This is a genomic window from Bacteroides sp. 1001302B_160321_D4, assembly GCF_015667765.1.
Taxonomy (GTDB): Bacteria; Bacteroidota; Bacteroidia; order Bacteroidales; family Bacteroidaceae; genus Bacteroides; species Bacteroides xylanisolvens.
The window spans coordinates 1-16410 of record NZ_JADPLO010000019.1 but is presented as its reverse complement, the minus strand read 5'-3'; the positions used below and the strand labels follow the sequence as shown (position 1 = coordinate 16410).

At 39.3% G+C, this 16410-nt stretch carries 16 protein-coding genes; 8 read left to right on the top strand and 8 right to left on the bottom strand.

Annotated features, from left to right (window positions below; translation table 11 throughout):
* The first annotated feature begins 689 nt into the window (after nt 1-689).
* Complete coding sequence (locus KFO40_RS09605; protein WP_049703183.1) at nt 690-1334, top strand: HU family DNA-binding protein; 645 nt, start codon at nt 690-692, stop codon at nt 1332-1334.
* A 480-nt stretch (nt 1335-1814) separates the two neighbouring features.
* Nucleotides 1815-3536, top strand: a complete 1722-nt coding sequence (locus KFO40_RS09600) for an ATP-binding protein (RefSeq protein ID WP_032851498.1) — start codon at nt 1815-1817, stop codon at nt 3534-3536.
* On the opposite strand, the gene KFO40_RS09595 is transcribed toward KFO40_RS09600, so the two are convergent.
* Together KFO40_RS09595 and KFO40_RS09590 are read right to left on the bottom strand one after the other, a co-directional pair.
* Complete coding sequence (locus KFO40_RS09595; protein ID WP_118194702.1) at nt 3537-4433, bottom strand: LysR substrate-binding domain-containing protein; 897 nt, start codon at nt 4431-4433, stop codon at nt 3537-3539.
* 60 nt (nt 4434-4493) lie between these two features.
* Nucleotides 4494-5078, bottom strand: a complete 585-nt coding sequence (locus KFO40_RS09590; protein ID WP_211146296.1) for a DUF6621 family protein — start codon at nt 5076-5078, stop codon at nt 4494-4496.
* Between the two features lie 170 nt (nt 5079-5248).
* On the opposite strand from KFO40_RS09590, the gene KFO40_RS09585 reads away from it, so the two are divergent.
* Both KFO40_RS09585 and clpB read left to right on the top strand, forming a co-directional pair.
* Nucleotides 5249-6877 (top strand): plasmid pRiA4b ORF-3 family protein, encoded by a 1629-nt coding sequence (locus KFO40_RS09585; RefSeq protein WP_141409024.1) that lies wholly within the window; start codon nt 5249-5251, stop codon nt 6875-6877.
* Nucleotides 6878-7110: 233 nt separating this feature from the next.
* A complete protein-coding gene (gene clpB / locus KFO40_RS09580; RefSeq protein WP_004313964.1) occupies nt 7111-9699 on the top strand; it encodes an ATP-dependent chaperone ClpB in 2589 nt (862 codons plus the stop codon).
* Nucleotides 9700-9827: 128 nt separating this feature from the next.
* Here clpB and KFO40_RS09575 read toward each other — a convergent pair whose 3' ends face one another.
* From KFO40_RS09575 to nusB, 6 genes are all read right to left on the bottom strand, one after another.
* Nucleotides 9828-10085 (bottom strand): hypothetical protein, encoded by a 258-nt coding sequence (locus tag KFO40_RS09575; RefSeq protein WP_004313966.1) that lies wholly within the window; start codon nt 10083-10085, stop codon nt 9828-9830.
* Nucleotides 10086-10318: 233 nt separating this feature from the next.
* The gene (locus KFO40_RS09570) at nt 10319-10747 is read right to left on the bottom strand and encodes a DUF5606 domain-containing protein (protein WP_004313967.1); all 429 of its coding nucleotides are present in this window, start codon (nt 10745-10747) and stop codon (nt 10319-10321) included.
* A 24-nt stretch (nt 10748-10771) separates the two neighbouring features.
* Entirely contained in the window at nt 10772-11386 is a 615-nt protein-coding gene (coaE, locus tag KFO40_RS09565; protein ID WP_008644446.1) for a dephospho-CoA kinase, read from the bottom strand.
* Nucleotides 11376-12389 carry a CdaR family protein gene (locus KFO40_RS09560; RefSeq protein WP_004313972.1) on the bottom strand — a complete coding sequence of 338 codons (1014 nt, stop codon included), beginning with the start codon at nt 12387-12389 and terminating at the stop codon, nt 11376-11378. Before KFO40_RS09560 ends, coaE begins: the two co-directional genes overlap by 11 nt.
* Nucleotides 12390-12410: 21 nt before the next feature.
* Nucleotides 12411-12734 carry a preprotein translocase subunit YajC gene (yajC, locus tag KFO40_RS09555; protein WP_004302063.1) on the bottom strand — a complete coding sequence of 108 codons (324 nt, stop codon included), beginning with the start codon at nt 12732-12734 and terminating at the stop codon, nt 12411-12413.
* Between the two features lie 39 nt (nt 12735-12773).
* Nucleotides 12774-13700, bottom strand: a complete 927-nt coding sequence (gene nusB / locus KFO40_RS09550) for a transcription antitermination factor NusB (RefSeq protein ID WP_120144217.1) — start codon at nt 13698-13700, stop codon at nt 12774-12776.
* A 168-nt stretch (nt 13701-13868) separates the two neighbouring features.
* Here nusB and KFO40_RS09545 point away from each other — a divergent pair, with 168 nt between their 5' ends.
* The 4 genes from KFO40_RS09545 to KFO40_RS09530 all read left to right on the top strand — a co-directional run bounded on the left by KFO40_RS09545 (nt 13869) and on the right by KFO40_RS09530 (nt 16234).
* Nucleotides 13869-14270 (top strand): PUR family DNA/RNA-binding protein, encoded by a 402-nt coding sequence (locus KFO40_RS09545; protein ID WP_004309787.1) that lies wholly within the window; start codon nt 13869-13871, stop codon nt 14268-14270.
* 137 nt (nt 14271-14407) lie between these two features.
* The gene (locus tag KFO40_RS09540) at nt 14408-14998 is read left to right on the top strand and encodes a 50S ribosomal protein L25/general stress protein Ctc (protein ID WP_004309786.1); all 591 of its coding nucleotides are present in this window, start codon (nt 14408-14410) and stop codon (nt 14996-14998) included.
* Nucleotides 14999-15134: 136 nt separating this feature from the next.
* Nucleotides 15135-15701 (top strand): aminoacyl-tRNA hydrolase, encoded by a 567-nt coding sequence (gene pth / locus KFO40_RS09535; RefSeq protein WP_032811507.1) that lies wholly within the window; start codon nt 15135-15137, stop codon nt 15699-15701.
* Between the two features lie 110 nt (nt 15702-15811).
* Nucleotides 15812-16234, top strand: a complete 423-nt coding sequence (locus KFO40_RS09530; RefSeq protein WP_008021285.1) for an RNA-binding S4 domain-containing protein — start codon at nt 15812-15814, stop codon at nt 16232-16234.
* The last annotated feature ends 176 nt before the right edge of the window (nt 16235-16410 follow it).

Genomic DNA, 16410 nt, shown 5'->3' with positions numbered 1-16410 from the left:
TCCCCCCGGAATATTACAAAAAAACAGAAAGCGGAACTGCGTGCTATCACTTGTTTCTGAAGGTCCTAGGAAAACCCAAACGTACAAATGAAAAACAGCAGACCCACGCCTATACGACGTGAGAACCGACTATGCCATTCTTGTACGTTTTGAAAATTTCCTAGGTTTTCAGAAACAAGAATGAAGCACAACGCTTCTTACAATTTCTTCTTTAAATAAATATATAAAAGTCCATCACTACAGACTTTGTTCACAAATGTATGATTTTTTATTATAAACACAAAGATATGCAAAGGAATCTTTCATCCAAATACAGAAAAGAGATAAGACAAACACTCTCTCAACCTGACTAAATCAATCAACTACCTTTCAGAATCAGTCCATCATTGCTCTTTATCTCATTCATTATTACTTCTCTCCCAGTCTATTAACAAATAAATTATTTTTTATTACTGATAAACTTGCTTTTGACGAACAGATAACTTACCTTTGTGTAATAGCAAACTATAAATGAAAGTTTTGATTATAAAAACAGAACTTTCATTTTTATAAACGCAAGTTGCATTTATAAAAACAAAACTTCCGTTTACAGTTTACATTTAACCCAAAGGAACTTTTCTATTAGAGGAAAGGAAGTTTACTTCCAATAGAAAAGAACTTATCTATTAATACTTTAAACGACAGATAGTATGGCACGATACATTATGGAGGAGATGCCCGACATACAAAAGACGGGCAAAAGAATTACATATCCGAAGTTTGCACGGATAGACAATGCAAGCATAAAAGAGTTGGCACGACGGGTGGGCGATGTCAGCGGCTTCAGTGCCGGAGACATAGAAGGCGTACTGCTTCAGACAGCTATTGAAATGGCACACCTGATGGCAGAGGGACGTTCGGTAAAGATAGACGGGATAGGCACATTCACTCCGTCGCTCACCTTAGGCAGAGACAAGGAACGGGAAGATGCGGAAGAAGGTGGAAAGCACCGCAACGCACAAAGTATTTTTATAGGAGGTGTTAATTTCCGGGTAGACAGGGAAATGGTAAGAAATATCAGCGATAGATGCCGGTTGGAAAGAGCTCCTTGGAAAAAGCAAAAATCCTCGAATAAATTCACACCGGAACAACGACTGGCATTAGCCCTAAAGTATCTGGACGAACATCCTTTCCTGACCGTTTGGGAATATCGGAAACTAACCGGATTGCTACAAACAGCAGCAACCACTGAACTGCGACAATGGGGACATCAACCCGATTCGGGAATAGAAATCACCGGAAGAGGAACACATAGGGTATATACAAAGAAGAAAATAGTCGAAGAAGGGCAATAATAGTATGAGAAATGACTTAAAAAAGTATGAGAAATAACTGTTTTAAGGCTTATTTCACCCGGAAATGATGAGAAATGCGATTTATTAAAAACATTTCTCATACTATAATTCACTGATTATATGCTGATTAATATAAAATCATGAGAATATGAGAAATAAAAACGTTTTTTCTGGTTCTTCGTCAAATTTGGTGGTAAGTTTTTCTCCGCTCATTTAGCTAATTCAGTCAGTGCCTATATTTTCTTATGAAAGTGAGTAAAAAGGGATAATTATTAACTTGGAAATAAAGAGATAAAGAATTTACCACCAAATTTGACGAAGAACCTTTTTTCTTTTCTAGTAGAAGATAATCCCTGACGTTAAAAACTGCGTTTATAATTAGATAAAAAATAAGCGCAAAAGAATGGAATATCCATTTCAAAAAAACTATCTTTGGTAATTAATTGTTTGGAAAACAAGAAGAAACAATCTGAAAAAGTTATGGGAACAATAAAAGGAATTCCTTATGGTATGTCCAATTTTGAGGATGTAATCACGCAAAACCGCTATTATGTGGATAAAACAATGTATATCCCCATGTTGGAAGATCAAGCCAACTATCTGATATTCATCCGTCCGAGACGCTTTGGCAAGAGCCTGCTACTAAGCATGCTTCGTTCATATTATGACCTTTCACAGAAAGATAAGTTCCAGCAACTTTTCGGGAATCTCTGGATCGGGCAGAATACAACTCCGCTTCAAGGCAAATATCAGATGCTTTATCTTGACTTTTCCAAGATTGGCGGCAACATTGATGAACTGCCGCAAAGATTTGATTCGTATAGCGCAGTGCAACTGGATGGCTTTCTGAACCGTTATCGTGAATACTACACGGATGAGTTTATTGAGCGCTTCAGCACAGCAGAAAAAGGGATTGATAAACTGCATATACTAGACGATGAAGCACGCCGTCAAGGGTATCCCCTATACCTTATTATAGATGAGTATGACAATTTCACAAATGTCGTACTCAACGAGAAAGGAAATGAGATATACCACGCCATCACCCATGCCAGCGGATTCTACAGAGATGCCTTCAAGAATTATAAAGGAATGTTCGACCGTATATTCATGATTGGAGTCAGCCCCGTAACTTTGGACGACTTGTCAAGCGGATATAACATAGGTTGGAACATCAGCACTAATCCACTGTTTAATCAAATGCTGGGATTTTCTGAAGAAGACGTACGTACTATGCTCCGATATTATCAGGAAGCAGGGCAGTTACAAGGAGACATTGAAGAAATGATTCAGGAGATGAAGCCATGGTATGATAATTATTGTTTTGCTCGCCAAAGTCTAAAATCAGATCCTAAAATGTTTAATTGCGACATGGTACTCTATTACCTACGTAATCGAATTCAGTTAGGAGAATCCCCTGAACAGATGATTGATCCTAATACCCGTACGGACTACAATAAGATGAAAAAACTGATTCAACTTGACCGTCTTGACGGTAACCGCAAAGGTGTTATCAAACGAATTGCCGAAGAAGGGAAAATCATGACTAACCTATACCAGTCTTTTTCTGCCGATCAAATTACGAATCCGGAAATATTCCCCAGCCTATTATTTTATTATGGTATGCTAACTATCATCGGAACACGTGGAAATCTGACTATCCTGGGAATTCCCAACACGAATGTCCGTAAACAATATTATGAATATATCTTGGAAGAATATCAGAATCACCATTATATCAACCTGATAGATATAGAGATCTTATTCAATGATATGGCTTTTGACGGACAATGGCGACCGGCATTGGAATTCATAGCCAAAGCTTATAAGGAGAATACTTCCGTACGCAGCAGCATTGAGGGCGAACGTAACATTCAGGGATTCTTCACCGCTTACCTTAGCGTGAACGCCTACTACCTCACAATGCCTGAAGTAGAACTGAATCACGGCTTTTGCGATATGTTTCTGATGCCCGATCTGCAACGTTACGCAGAAGTAGCGCATAGCTATATCTTGGAATTAAAATATCTGCCGAAAGAAAAATACGACACCCAAGGCACCGCACAATGGCAGGAAGCCGTTGAACAAATTCATGGTTATGCTGCCGGTCCGAAAGTTCGCCAACTATGTCAGGGAACTCAACTTCACTGCATTGTCATACAATTCTGCGGCTGGGAATTAGTCCGTATGGAAGAGGTTTGATTACAAACTCTTACTGTGATGCCCGGCAAATCGCATGAAAGCTTGAGATAAACCTCCCTCCTGCCCTTGCAGTTGCACAAAATTAAACTCGCGCTGCATGGGCATTCCTTTTATCTCAACCACACGAAAATTACCGGCAACCAGTTCCTTATAAACAGAACGGATAGAAACAATTCCCATACAATCTGTATGTTCCAAAAAAAGCTTGATGCTCTCCGTACTACCGAGATACATCAATACATTCAAAGAAGAAAGTTTCAAATTATGGCGTAACAGGGAACGTTCAAACACATCCAACGTTCCTGAACCTCTCTCCCGCAAAACTAAGGGGATATTTGGCAAATCTTCCGGAGTGATCTCATCCGAAACAGCCAATTTACTATGGGTATGAACCACAGCAACCAGTTCGTCTTGCAAAAATGGAGTATACTTCAGATTAGGCAAACGGAAGATACCTTCAACCAATCCCAAATCAATCCGATGTTCTTGTAAAGCAGCTTCCACTCCCCGGGAATTTCCATTAATCAAAGAAAGATTGATCTGTGGAAACTTGGCTATAAAATCCGCCAACAAAGGAGGAAGTACATATTGCGCAATCGTAGTACTGGCACCCAGTTTCAGTTCGCCGATATATTCATTATGCAACAAATGCATCTCATATTCCAACTGTTTATAATCGTCCAAAATCTTTTCGCTATGTTTCAACAATAGTTCTCCGGACTTAGTCAACGAGATCTTACTGCCCTGACGATCGAACAAACGAGTCTGATAATAAGCTTCCAGTTCCTGAATGTGCTTAGTGATAGCAGGCTGACTGACAAACAGCTCTTGCGAAGCCTTCGTGAAACTTAAATTCTTCGCCACGCTCTGAAATACTTTTAAACGAAAATCGGACATGGAAAATAGTGATTAACTTATTAGTGATTAGCGATTAATGACTGAAATGGGTAGCTATGGCTATAATTCATCAGCTCTGATTCCCAACGCCTGCATGACAGGAAAAGCCAACATATCCCATTTATAAGCTACCGGAGTATCCGGTTCGTTCATTCGAAATTGGACAATCTCCTTGCCCTGTACTTCATTCAAAGCATCAGTCACTTTCTTTCCATATTCTTCATTGAAAGATACCAGAATCATTTTTTTCACATCGGCCGAATCGGCTACAATGGATAATAAGTCTAAAAACAACTCCTCTCTCGACACCATCCCTTCCGACGGAACACTAGCAAACGAATATTCTCCATAAGGGCTTTGAAAAGCAACTCCATTCAACTCTTTCTCCAAGTCAGAAGGCCGGCAATGCGCAAGATTACCCGACTCTTTATCATAAACAAAAAGAAACTGCACTTCATTTTTTCCTTCCGCAATCCCAGCATCCAAAGTCAAATAGGTAGTCAACATCGAAAGATCGATCTCTTGTAAAGAACGTTGCAAAGTCTCTTCGAAGTATCTCTTCATATCCGTAATTACGAAATTCAGGAAAGCAGCATCAATCAGCACCACTGTCTCTGATAATTTTATTTGTGGTTTATCATTCATATCATTAGTCATCAATTAGAAAACAGATTTACTCTCTACTATAGGACAAAGATAAACTTTCTTATCTTCTCCGGAAAGAATATTTAAAAAAAAGAGAAATTATCAGGCTATTACTCAATAAAGAGGCGTACCTTTGGAGAAAATTGACAAATTTATTAAATGGCACGATAATGAATAAAAAAAAGAACCAAACTTCGATCGATCTCGATGCGATTATGACTGAAGTATTAAACTTGTTTACACCCGAAGAACAACAAGAAGTGATAGATATATTAAGCAATAACGGATTAGAAAAAATCTACCAACAAATGGAAGAAGCTTTCTATCACTATCAGCATCCGGACTATAGCTCGGAAGCAACCCCCATTGCAGCTTACCTGCAAAGGCTTTGGGATATGCAGACATGCAAAGACTACCCATTTGACGAGTTTAAAAAAGATTGCACGACAGTACCCGCTGCCGAATTAGAAAAAGATTTGCGCAACTTTATCCTGCATCTATTTATCCATTATCAAGGACCTCTCGAAAACGCAAAAGAAGAAGACAGGCCTTTTAAGTTATGGTATATCTACTGGGCAATGGAACATTACCGAATGGAATCTTCTCTAAATATCATCTTGGAAATAATGCGGCAAAGTCCGACTTTCCTCGCTTCCTACTGCCACCTCGTACAGGATGAAGCCACCATTGCCATCATTTACCAACTCGGGCAGCACCAATTGCCTTTGCTACTTAGTTTCATGAATGAAGACGGAATCGCTCCTTTCGGAAAAGAAGATATTTGTAGTGCTGTCGCACAAATTGCCATAACCAACCCTGAACGAAGATTGGAAATTATTAACTGGTTCTGCCAATTATTGAATTCTTATTACGATCAGTTTGAGCGTGGGGAAGATAATAATATCGCGATAATTGACTATATCACAAATACGTTGATGAATATCCGTGCCATAGAAACGTTGCCTATATTGGAAAAAATCTATAAACGATTCAAAATACCCAACACATTAACAAGAAAAGGAATCAAAGAGATAAAAAAAGAAATGCCACACGCAGAACTGAAGGGATTGGAGGTGGACAGTATGGAAGAACTAATGAACTTATTGAATGAGTTCTTTGCCTTCAATGAGAATAATGAATTTGATGATAACGAATTTGATGAAGAATACGATGACGAGTTTGACGATGATGAATACGACAACTCTTTCTACATTGGAGAACAAACCCCTAAAAAACTCAATATAAAAATTTCTTTGATTGATTCCGACCCGGAAATATATCGTATAGTGGAAGTTCCTTCCAACATCCGTCTGGAAAGTTTTGCGGATGTCATAAATACCGCAATGGGTTGGGAAGGCTATCACATGCATCTGTTTCAAAAAGGGAAAACAATATATACAACCGAAGAATCCGATGACGAGTTTTTGTTTGATCCCGTTAAAACAGTCAACTCCTACTCGCTCTCTTTAGGAGAGATCCTTACCCGAAAAGGCTCACATATTAAATATGAATATGATTTCGGAGATAGTTGGATGCATCGAATTACCCTGGAATCACAACAAGCATATAAAAAGGACGAAACACAAGGCATCTTTCTCATAGACGGAGCAAATGCATGTCCACCCGAAGATTGCGGAGGAATATATGGTTACCAAGAGATGTTGGAGGCATTAAAACAACCACACTCAAAAGCTGCAAAAGAATATCGGGAATGGCTGGGAAAGAATTTCAACGCACACAAATTTAATGCAAAAAAAGTAGAAAGAGAGCTTAGAGACTTCCCGATAAGAATCTTCTAACAATCGTTTCTCCACAGAATAGTAAACTTCATTGAAAACCCATCTTATTTTGAAGCCCATCCTATTCTGTGGAGTATATGGTAAATTCGTCAGTCATATCCAGATAAAAAAGGTCATTTTGTCCTTTAACTCCTTAATACTCATGCTATTTTGTCATATTTTTATACTTGGCAAATCTTTTGAGCCCCTTTAGGTGTTATTAAAAACGTGAAATAAGAAAGGAGAACAAAGATATGAACTTTAACAATTTTACCATTAAATCTCAAGAAGCGGTACAGGAGGCCGTAAACCTGGTACAAAGCCGGGGACAACAAGCCATTGAACCTGTCCACATCATGCAGGGAGTAATGAAAGTAGGCGAAAACGTCACTAATTTCATCTTCCAAAAACTTGGTATGAATGGACAGCAAGTAGCTCTCGTGGTCGACAAGCAAATCGACTCCCTGCCGAAAGTATCCGGCGGAGAACCGTATCTAAGTCGTGAATCCAACGAAGTATTGCAGAAAGCAACACAGTATTCTAAAGAAATGGGCGACGAGTTTGTTTCATTAGAGCCTATCATACTGGCATTGCTGACTGTTAAGAGTACCGTCTCCACGATCTTGAAAGATGCCGGTATGACGGAAAAAGAATTGCGCAACGCTATCAGCGAATTGAGAAAAGGAGAAAAGGTTACATCACAATCCAGTGAAGATACTTATCAATCATTGGAAAAGTATGCTATCAACCTGAACGAAGCTGCCCGTAGCGGAAAACTGGATCCCGTAATCGGACGTGATGAAGAAATCCGCCGGGTATTACAGATATTGAGCCGCCGTACAAAGAACAACCCGATTCTGATTGGTGAACCGGGTACCGGTAAAACGGCTATTGTGGAAGGTTTGGCACATCGTATTCTTCGCGGAGACGTGCCCGAAAACCTGAAGAACAAACAAGTTTATTCACTGGATATGGGAGCACTGGTTGCCGGCGCAAAGTACAAAGGTGAATTTGAAGAACGATTGAAATCAGTTGTCAATGAAGTGAAGAAATCAGAAGGTGATATTATTCTGTTCATTGATGAGATTCACACGCTGGTAGGTGCCGGAAAAGGTGAAGGTGCCATGGATGCCGCCAACATTCTAAAGCCCGCCTTAGCTCGTGGAGAACTACGTTCCATCGGAGCAACTACCCTCGACGAATATCAAAAATACTTCGAAAAGGATAAAGCATTGGAGCGTCGTTTCCAAATCGTGCAAGTGGACGAACCGGATAACTTGAGTACCATTTCCATCCTTCGCGGATTGAAAGAACGTTACGAGAACCATCATCACGTACGTATCAAAGACGACGCAATCATTGCAGCCGTCGAATTGAGTAGCCGTTACATCACCGACCGTTTCCTGCCGGATAAAGCCATTGACCTGATGGACGAAGCCGCAGCCAAACTGCGTATGGAAGTAGATTCCGTTCCTGAAGAACTGGATGAGATTTCCCGTAAAATCAAGCAGCTGGAAATTGAACGCGAGGCTATCAAACGTGAAAACGATAAACCGAAACTGGAAATTATCGGTAAGGAACTTGCCGAGCTCAAAGAACAGGAAAAGTCCTTTAAAGCTAAATGGCAAAGTGAGAAAACGCTGATGGATAAAATCCAGCAGAACAAGGTTGAGATAGAGAATCTTAAATTCGAAGCAGAAAAAGCCGAACGTGAAGGCGATTATGGTAAAGTAGCCGAAATCCGTTATGGTAAACTTCAGGCTTTGGATAAAGAAATAGAAGATACTCAAAAGCAACTGCGTGATATGCAAGGCGATAAAGCCATGATTAAGGAGGAGGTAGACGCTGAAGATATTGCTGATGTTGTTTCCCGCTGGACTGGTATTCCTGTCAGCAAGATGCTGCAAAGTGAAAAAGATAAACTGTTGCACTTGGAAGAAGAACTTCATCAACGTGTAATTGGTCAGGACGAAGCGATTGAAGCGGTGGCAGATGCTGTGCGCCGTAGCCGTGCCGGATTACAAGATCCGAAACGTCCGATCGGGTCATTTATCTTCCTGGGAACCACCGGCGTAGGTAAGACCGAATTAGCAAAGGCATTGGCAGAGTTCCTGTTTGATGACGAAACGATGATGACTCGTATCGATATGAGTGAGTATCAGGAAAAGCATAGTGTCTCCCGTCTGGTCGGAGCGCCTCCGGGATATGTTGGATACGATGAGGGCGGTCAGTTGACAGAAGCTATACGACGGAAACCTTACTCTGTTGTTTTGTTTGACGAAATAGAAAAGGCTCATCCGGATGTCTTCAATATTCTGTTACAGGTATTGGATGACGGACGACTGACTGACAATAAAGGAAGGGTGGTCAACTTCAAAAATACCATTATCATCATGACTTCAAATATGGGCAGTTCTTATATACAAAGTCAGATGGAGAAGTTGCATGGTTCCAATAAGGAAGAAGTAATCGAAGAAACGAAGAAGGAAGTGATGAATATGTTGAAAAAGACAATTCGTCCGGAATTCCTGAACCGTATTGATGAAACGATTATGTTCTTACCATTGAACGAAAAAGAAATCAAGCAAATCGTACTTTTACAAATTAAGGGAGTACAGAAAATGCTTGCCGAAAACGGAGTGGAACTGCAATTGACAGAAGGAGCATTGAACTTCTTATCGCAAGTGGGTTATGATCCTGAATTTGGAGCTCGTCCGGTGAAGAGGGCTATTCAACGCTATCTGCTGAATGATCTATCCAAGAAGTTACTATCACAGGAAGTCGACCGAAGCAAAGCAATTATCGTTGATGCTGACGGAGACGGATTGGTATTCAGAAATTAAAAGTCATCATTCAAATAGAATGGGGCTGTCTAACAAGTCTCTAAAATTGAAAATCACTCCTATCAGAGTTTGTTTGAACTCTGATAGGGGTGAAATCGTTAAAAAGAAACTTGTTAGGCAGCCCTTTTTTATATTCCTAAATATGTAATTCGCCGAACTTCCGGTTGGCAATTCGGATGACTCATCACCAAAACATAAGTACCCGGTTGGGGTATTTCCATAGTCAATGAAGGCAAAGCAAATTTATGTTTGCCTCTTAGTTCTCCCTGTGAATCGTAAAGGAATACCATTGTACCTGCCAACAAACCTGTCAGGCATAATGTCCCTTTTTCATTGTCCAAACGGACGTTTACTTCTTTATTTGTTATTGTCTCCATACCCAACATTAAAAAACGTTATTCAGCATCCACGAGCTATATTCCCAAGAATGGCGAACAGCGACAAAGATACATAAAAAGCATCATTATTTACAATATAAGTAGAAGATATTTATTATTGCAAAAGATTACCCAAATAATACTAATTTTTTCCTAAACCTACAAGTGTTTATATAAAAAAACATGATAACCACCTTAAATGATTATCATGTTCTTTATTCCTATTAAATAAACTATACAGATTACTCTGCAACTTCTTCTTCCTTAATCTCTCCTTCCGGTTTGAATTCTGTAATTCCATTAGAAATTAAGATGTTATACCAAGCAACCAATTTCTTAATATCAGCTACATATACACGTTCACGATCAAAATTAGGTAATACTTCAGCCAAGTATTCACGCAATTGTTCGGGAGTCGCTTTTTTCGGATCGATAGAAGCCTGCGCTGATTTTTCTTTCTCTTTTATTGACTCCAACACATCATACAAAGGAACTTCTGCATCGTCCGTGTACATTGCGATATCTGCCAGAGAGATAATTTTTTCATTACCATAAGCAGGGAAACGTTTCTTTTCAGCATTGACTGATTCAACAATCAACATATTTTTTCCTTGCGAAATAAGTTTGTATAATCCCGGTTTACCTGAGATAGACAAGATAGTCTTCAACATAGTATATATCCTTTTATTTATTAATTATTTTTTTGCGGAGCAAAGGTAATGATTATTTTTAGATAGCAAAGAAATAAGCTCCAAAACCTGTGGAATTAACGGTGTTTCATCATCATTCACTATCACGAAATCGGCATGGCTTCTCTTTACTTCATCACTCATTTGAGCTTCGATACGCTTCATCACCAGTTCTCTTGACGAACAGTCCCGCTTTACAGCACGTTCCACTCTCACTTCCAGCGGCGCATATACCATAACCAGAAAATCAACTTCATCCTTAAAACCAGCCTCCACCAGTATTGCAGACTCCATACCCACCAGCAGTTCACTTTTCAACCGGGCAGCCCATTGACGGAAATCTTCTTTCACTTGCGGATGAATAATCTCATTCACTTTCCGCACATGATCCTGATGACCGAACATATAAGAAGCCAACAAAGAACGATTCAACTCTCCACCCTGAAACACATCCTGACCAACCAGATCACAAAGCCCCCGACGAATCACCGGATCTGTCTGTGTGATTCGCTTTGCTTCTATATCTGATATATAGACAGGGATTCCCATTATTCCGAGTAGTCTGGAAACAACACTTTTTCCACTACCAATGCCACCGGTTATGCCAATCTTAATCGCCATTAGAAGTAATTTGTTCTATCAGGAAGTCCACTTGCTCGGGAACAATACGTATTTGATTTATTCCACTTGGAAACGACTTCAATTTAACCGTATATTTATCAGAGCCAAGCTTCAGCAATTCTTCATAAGAGATATTGATGATAAAATCGCTTGCTTTTATACTGCGGAACCGTTTTAAGCCCACTTGAAAAGTAATCTGAACTTTGGAAGGAAAAGTACGTAACACCTTATCTGCCGGAAAATTAACTCCATGTAATGGCACTTCGACCGTTTTCTCCGTATAAATATCCACCGGGAAAGTCATTTCTACCGAAGCCGGAACAAACTTCACTCCTCTTTCAGAAGTCAGCGGAATTCGTCGCCGGGTTGTATCAGATATATTCTCCAAAGTTATATTTTGAGTATATGCAGTTGTTATAGTATCCAAAATTCCTTCCGGAGCATAAACCAATACAGAGTCCGGCTTACAAATGGTGTCAGATACATAATATTGAAGTCCGGCTGTCACTTTCCCCTGAAAACGAACAGGAACCAGCTTGGACTTTCCTTCGGAATAGATATATTCTAATGTATCCGGCTTGATCGATAGGATTTTGGAGGATACATTCAGTTGGCTTAATATTTTTTTCTCAAAGTCGGAAGCATAAATTTTCACATGATTATCTTTTCCTTTATAATCAAGAAAACCTAGATTGACCGGAAAGAAACTTTTCCCCAACATATAATTGAGAAGCACTGTCCCTTTATCTTTCACTCGAACACGAAGTTCGGAAGGAGGTTCCGAAGTCAACACTACATTGTTAGGAAGATCTTTCATTCGCACCGGGATAGAAAACTCCGCTTCATAATCATTATTGAGCGTCTGAAGCAACCAGAATCCACCGGCTATCAGAAAGAAAAATAAAAAAATTAAGAACTCTCTGCTCTTATCACTGAGCAGAAAATCCTTAATTTTCTTAGATAGTTTTAAATATGTATATTTTATATTCCTACGATCAAACATAGGCATTTATTTACCAACTATTTATTTAGACTGATTGCTAGCCGCTGAAGCATCAGCGAATATAGAATTCTTGTCTATTTTAATCTTTACATTAGAAGCAATCTCAAGTACTATATAGTCGTCAGTAATTTCCTTGATTGTTCCGTGGATACCACCTGCAGTAATCACATTCTGATTTACCTGAAGAGATTTACGGAAATTAGCTATTTCTTTCTGCTTCTTATTTTGAGGACGGATCATAAAGAAATACATGATAACAAACATAGCTATCAGCATGATCCACATCATACTTCCACCTCCGGCAGCACCGGCAGGAGCTTGCAATAATACAGTCAATACGTTCATAAATAATCTGTTTTAGTTTCTACTATATGGACAAAGGTATCAGTTTTTAGTCAACTTACCTTCTTTTTTTAATTGATTAACTATTCCATCCAGCGTACCGTTGATAAAGCTACCGCTTTTAGCTGTGCTATACAACTTCGCAATCTCTACATATTCATTTAACGAAACACTGACCGGAATGTTCGGGAAACTAAGAATTTCTGCTAATGCAGTCTGCATAATGATTACATCCATAAATGCGATGCGGTCCAAATCCCAGTTTTTTGTATTCTCACTCACCAAATGACGGTAATAGTCAGAATTCAAAATGGTGCGACGGAACAGACGACGTGCAAACTCCTGATCTTCGTCATCCTTAAATTCCGGAAGCAGTTCCTGGTTGGCACCCTTCTTTTCATCAAAGCGTTTGATTGTTTTCAAGACGAACGTGTCTACAATTTCTTTATCATCATTCCAGTACAGACTCTGGTCTTCCAATACCTGGTCAAGAGAATCATTATTAAAGATGTATGTCTTATAGATTTTTCTCCACAGTTCACGATCAGCTTCGTATGAGTTGTCATCAGAAGCCATATAATCTTTATAGATATCGGTTTCTACAATTTTCTCATAAAGCTCTTTGATAAAATCCTGGTCGTTTGTCCAGGTTCTTTTCTGATTAGCTATAAACTCCGTCAATTGTTTATTGACTTCCAATTGAGCAATAAACTTGTTATCTACGAACTTTCTGTTGGGATACAACTCCTCTTTCGTAGGTGCCAATTTAGCTTTTGCCGCATCAATACGTTTTTGTGCATACTCTGTCAATGCTATCATCAGCATTAGCAAATAGTTGTAAAGGTCATACGCCTTTGAAAGACTAAAGAATAACTCTTTCTCCGCTGAGTCTAGATTTTTGCTGCCATTCTGATAATAGGCATATACTATCTGTATAATCTTAAGACGAATAAGAACTCTGTTGATCATAATTCAAATTAATACTGTTGTTATCGAACTGCAAAAGTAGATATTTTTAATGAGTTTCCACTAATAAATCACATTTTTTAATGCAGTATTTGATTCTCTGCGCTTTTTCTTTTGACAGTTTAAAAAAAATATCCAATTTTGAAGCCGATTATAAACGGACCGAAAGATATGGAAGATTTAAAAAAGAAAATGAGCGCAGACATGAATGATAAGGAGATCGTATTCTCCAAGTCCATTAAGGCAGGTAAACGCATCTATTACCTCGACGTAAAAAAGAATCGTAAAGATGAAATGTTCCTGGCTATTACAGAGAGCAAAAAAGTGATAACGGGAGAAGGCGATGATTCTCAAGTTAGTTTCGAGAAACACAAAATCTTCCTATATAGGGAAGACTTTCAGAAGTTTATGGCAGGACTCGAAGAAGCAGTGAATTTCATTGAGTGCAGCGACGCAAACGAATATATCGCCCGCCTGAACATCGAAGCTGATGAAGAAAATGAACGGAAAGCAATCGAAGAAGCCCGGGAAAACAAATTGGAGAGCGAAATTAAGATTGATATTGACTTTTAAGAAAGTAACTCTTTGATATTTCAAAAAAAAGATGTACTTTTGCACCGCTTTTTTGCAACATCGTGTGATAATCCACATCGTGTGATGGTGAATTAAGCAAACTAACTTAATTTAGAGTAACACAAATTTTTAAAGAAATGAAATCAATTGAAGTAAAAGGAACTGCAAGAACAATTGCAGAACGCTCTTCAGAACAAGCAAGAGCTTTGAAAGAAATTCGTAAGAACGGTGGTGTACCTTGTGTACTTTACGGAGGTAATGAAGTAGTTCACTTCACAGTGACTAACGAAGGACTTCGTAACTTAGTTTATACTCCGCACATCTACGTTGTAGACCTGATTATCGATGGCAAAAAAGTAAACGCTATCCTGAAAGATATTCAGTTCCACCCGGTAAAAGATACTATCCTACACGTTGACTTCTATCAAATTGACGAAGCTAAACCTATCGTAATGGAAGTTCCTGTACAGTTGGAAGGTCTTGCAGAAGGTGTGAAAGCCGGTGGTAAACTTGCACTGCAGATGCGTAAGATCAAAGTGAAAGCTTTGTACAATGTAATTCCTGAAAAGTTGACCGTTAACGTTTCTCACCTGGGATTAGGTAAGACTGTTAAAGTTGGCGAATTGAGCTTCGAAGGTCTTGAACTGATTAGTGCAAAAGAAGCCGTTGTATGTGCTGTTAAGTTGACTCGTGCAGCAAGAGGTGCAGCAGCAGCCGCTGGTAAGTAATTGAGATTATCCCTGTAAAGAGATATACTTCAAACGCAGATTAATGCAGATTAAAGCAGATGTTCAGTCTGCATTAATTTGTATTAATCTGCGTTTCTCTTTCTATATTAATGAACTGTTTTACGGAAATACGATGATAAAATACTTAGTTGTCGGACTGGGAAACATTGGTCCCGAATATCATGAAACCCGACATAATATCGGATTCATGACAGTAGAAGCATTGGCTAGAATCAATAACGCCCCCCCTTTTATGGATGGACGATATGGATTCACTACCAGCTTTTCTATCAAAGGACGCCAGTTGATTTTGCTTAAGCCATCGACTTTTATGAACCTAAGCGGACTGGCCGTTCGCTATTGGATGCAGAAAGAAAATATTCCATTGGAAAATGTACTGATCGTAGTAGATGATCTGGCTCTTCCTTTTGGAACTTTACGCCTGAAAGGAAAAGGGAGTGACGCAGGGCATAATGGATTGAAGCATATCGCTGCTATTCTGGGCACTCAAAACTATGCTCGCCTGCGATTTGGTATCGGAAATGATTTTCCACGTGGCGGACAGGTTGATTATGTACTCGGACACTTCACTGACGAAGATTGGAAAACAATGGATGAAAGACTGGAGATGGCAGGGGAAATTATAAAAAGTTTCTGCCTCGCCGGTATTGACATCACGATGAACCAGTTCAATAAAAAATAATGGACTAGCCCCCCCAAAAAAAATAAAGATGACAATGAATGGTTAGCAATAAATGACAACGTCAACTAATACTAACCAAAGAATTATTTATCACTAAATAACTAACTAAAATGGCCGAAGCAAGAATAGATAAATGGATGTGGGCTGTCCGCATCTTCAAGACACGTACGATTGCAGCAGAAGCCTGCAAAAAAGGACGCATTACCATCAACGGTTCTTTAGCCAAAGCTGCCCGTATGATAAAACCGGGAGACGTTATTCAGGTGAAGAAACCGCCTATCACTTATTCATTCAAGGTATTACAAACTATTGAAAAACGTGTGGGAGCCAAACTTGTATCGGAAATGATGGAAAACGTAACTACTCCCGATCAATACGAACTGCTTGAAATGAGTAAAATCAGCGGATTCGTAGACCGTGCACGTGGAACCGGACGTCCGACCAAGAAAGATCGTCGGGAACTGGAAGAATTTACAACTCCGGAGTTCATGGATGATTTCGACTTTGATTTCGATTTTGACAGTGAAGAATAATAAATGGGAATTTAGCGGTTAAATGAGAATTTATCGGTTAGGCTGAAAGCCTTACAATTATATATTTATTGGGGGTGCCCTGAAAGGGCTTAATTATACAGCGTAGGGCAACGCCCTACGAAAAAAACACACCAGCCACAAGCCCTGAAAGGGCGGAACTGTATACAATTATGCCC

What these genes read in the sequence shown, in the direction of transcription:
- KFO40_RS09530 (WP_008021285.1), top strand. Translation starts at nt 15,812, where the DNA reads ATGGCCGAAGCAAGAATAGATAAATGGATGTGGGCTGTCCGCATCTTC.
- KFO40_RS09605 (WP_049703183.1), top strand. Translation starts at nt 690, where the DNA reads ATGGCACGATACATTATGGAGGAGATGCCCGACATACAAAAGACGGGC.
- KFO40_RS09545 (WP_004309787.1), top strand. Translation starts at nt 13,869, where the DNA reads ATGGAAGATTTAAAAAAGAAAATGAGCGCAGACATGAATGATAAGGAG.
- KFO40_RS09560 (WP_004313972.1), bottom strand. Translation starts at nt 12,389, where the DNA reads ATGTTTGATCGTAGGAATATAAAATATACATATTTAAAACTATCTAAG.
- KFO40_RS09590 (WP_211146296.1), bottom strand. Translation starts at nt 5,078, where the DNA reads ATGAATGATAAACCACAAATAAAATTATCAGAGACAGTGGTGCTGATT.
- KFO40_RS09540 (WP_004309786.1), top strand. Translation starts at nt 14,408, where the DNA reads ATGAAATCAATTGAAGTAAAAGGAACTGCAAGAACAATTGCAGAACGC.
- yajC (WP_004302063.1), bottom strand. Translation starts at nt 12,734, where the DNA reads ATGAACGTATTGACTGTATTATTGCAAGCTCCTGCCGGTGCTGCCGGA.
- KFO40_RS09570 (WP_004313967.1), bottom strand. Translation starts at nt 10,747, where the DNA reads ATGTTGAAGACTATCTTGTCTATCTCAGGTAAACCGGGATTATACAAA.
- KFO40_RS09600 (WP_032851498.1), top strand. Translation starts at nt 1,815, where the DNA reads ATGGGAACAATAAAAGGAATTCCTTATGGTATGTCCAATTTTGAGGAT.
- coaE (WP_008644446.1), bottom strand. Translation starts at nt 11,386, where the DNA reads ATGGCGATTAAGATTGGCATAACCGGTGGCATTGGTAGTGGAAAAAGT.
- KFO40_RS09575 (WP_004313966.1), bottom strand. Translation starts at nt 10,085, where the DNA reads ATGTTGGGTATGGAGACAATAACAAATAAAGAAGTAAACGTCCGTTTG.
- KFO40_RS09595 (WP_118194702.1), bottom strand. Translation starts at nt 4,433, where the DNA reads ATGTCCGATTTTCGTTTAAAAGTATTTCAGAGCGTGGCGAAGAATTTA.
- KFO40_RS09585 (WP_141409024.1), top strand. Translation starts at nt 5,249, where the DNA reads ATGAATAAAAAAAAGAACCAAACTTCGATCGATCTCGATGCGATTATG.
- clpB (WP_004313964.1), top strand. Translation starts at nt 7,111, where the DNA reads ATGAACTTTAACAATTTTACCATTAAATCTCAAGAAGCGGTACAGGAG.
- nusB (WP_120144217.1), bottom strand. Translation starts at nt 13,700, where the DNA reads ATGATCAACAGAGTTCTTATTCGTCTTAAGATTATACAGATAGTATAT.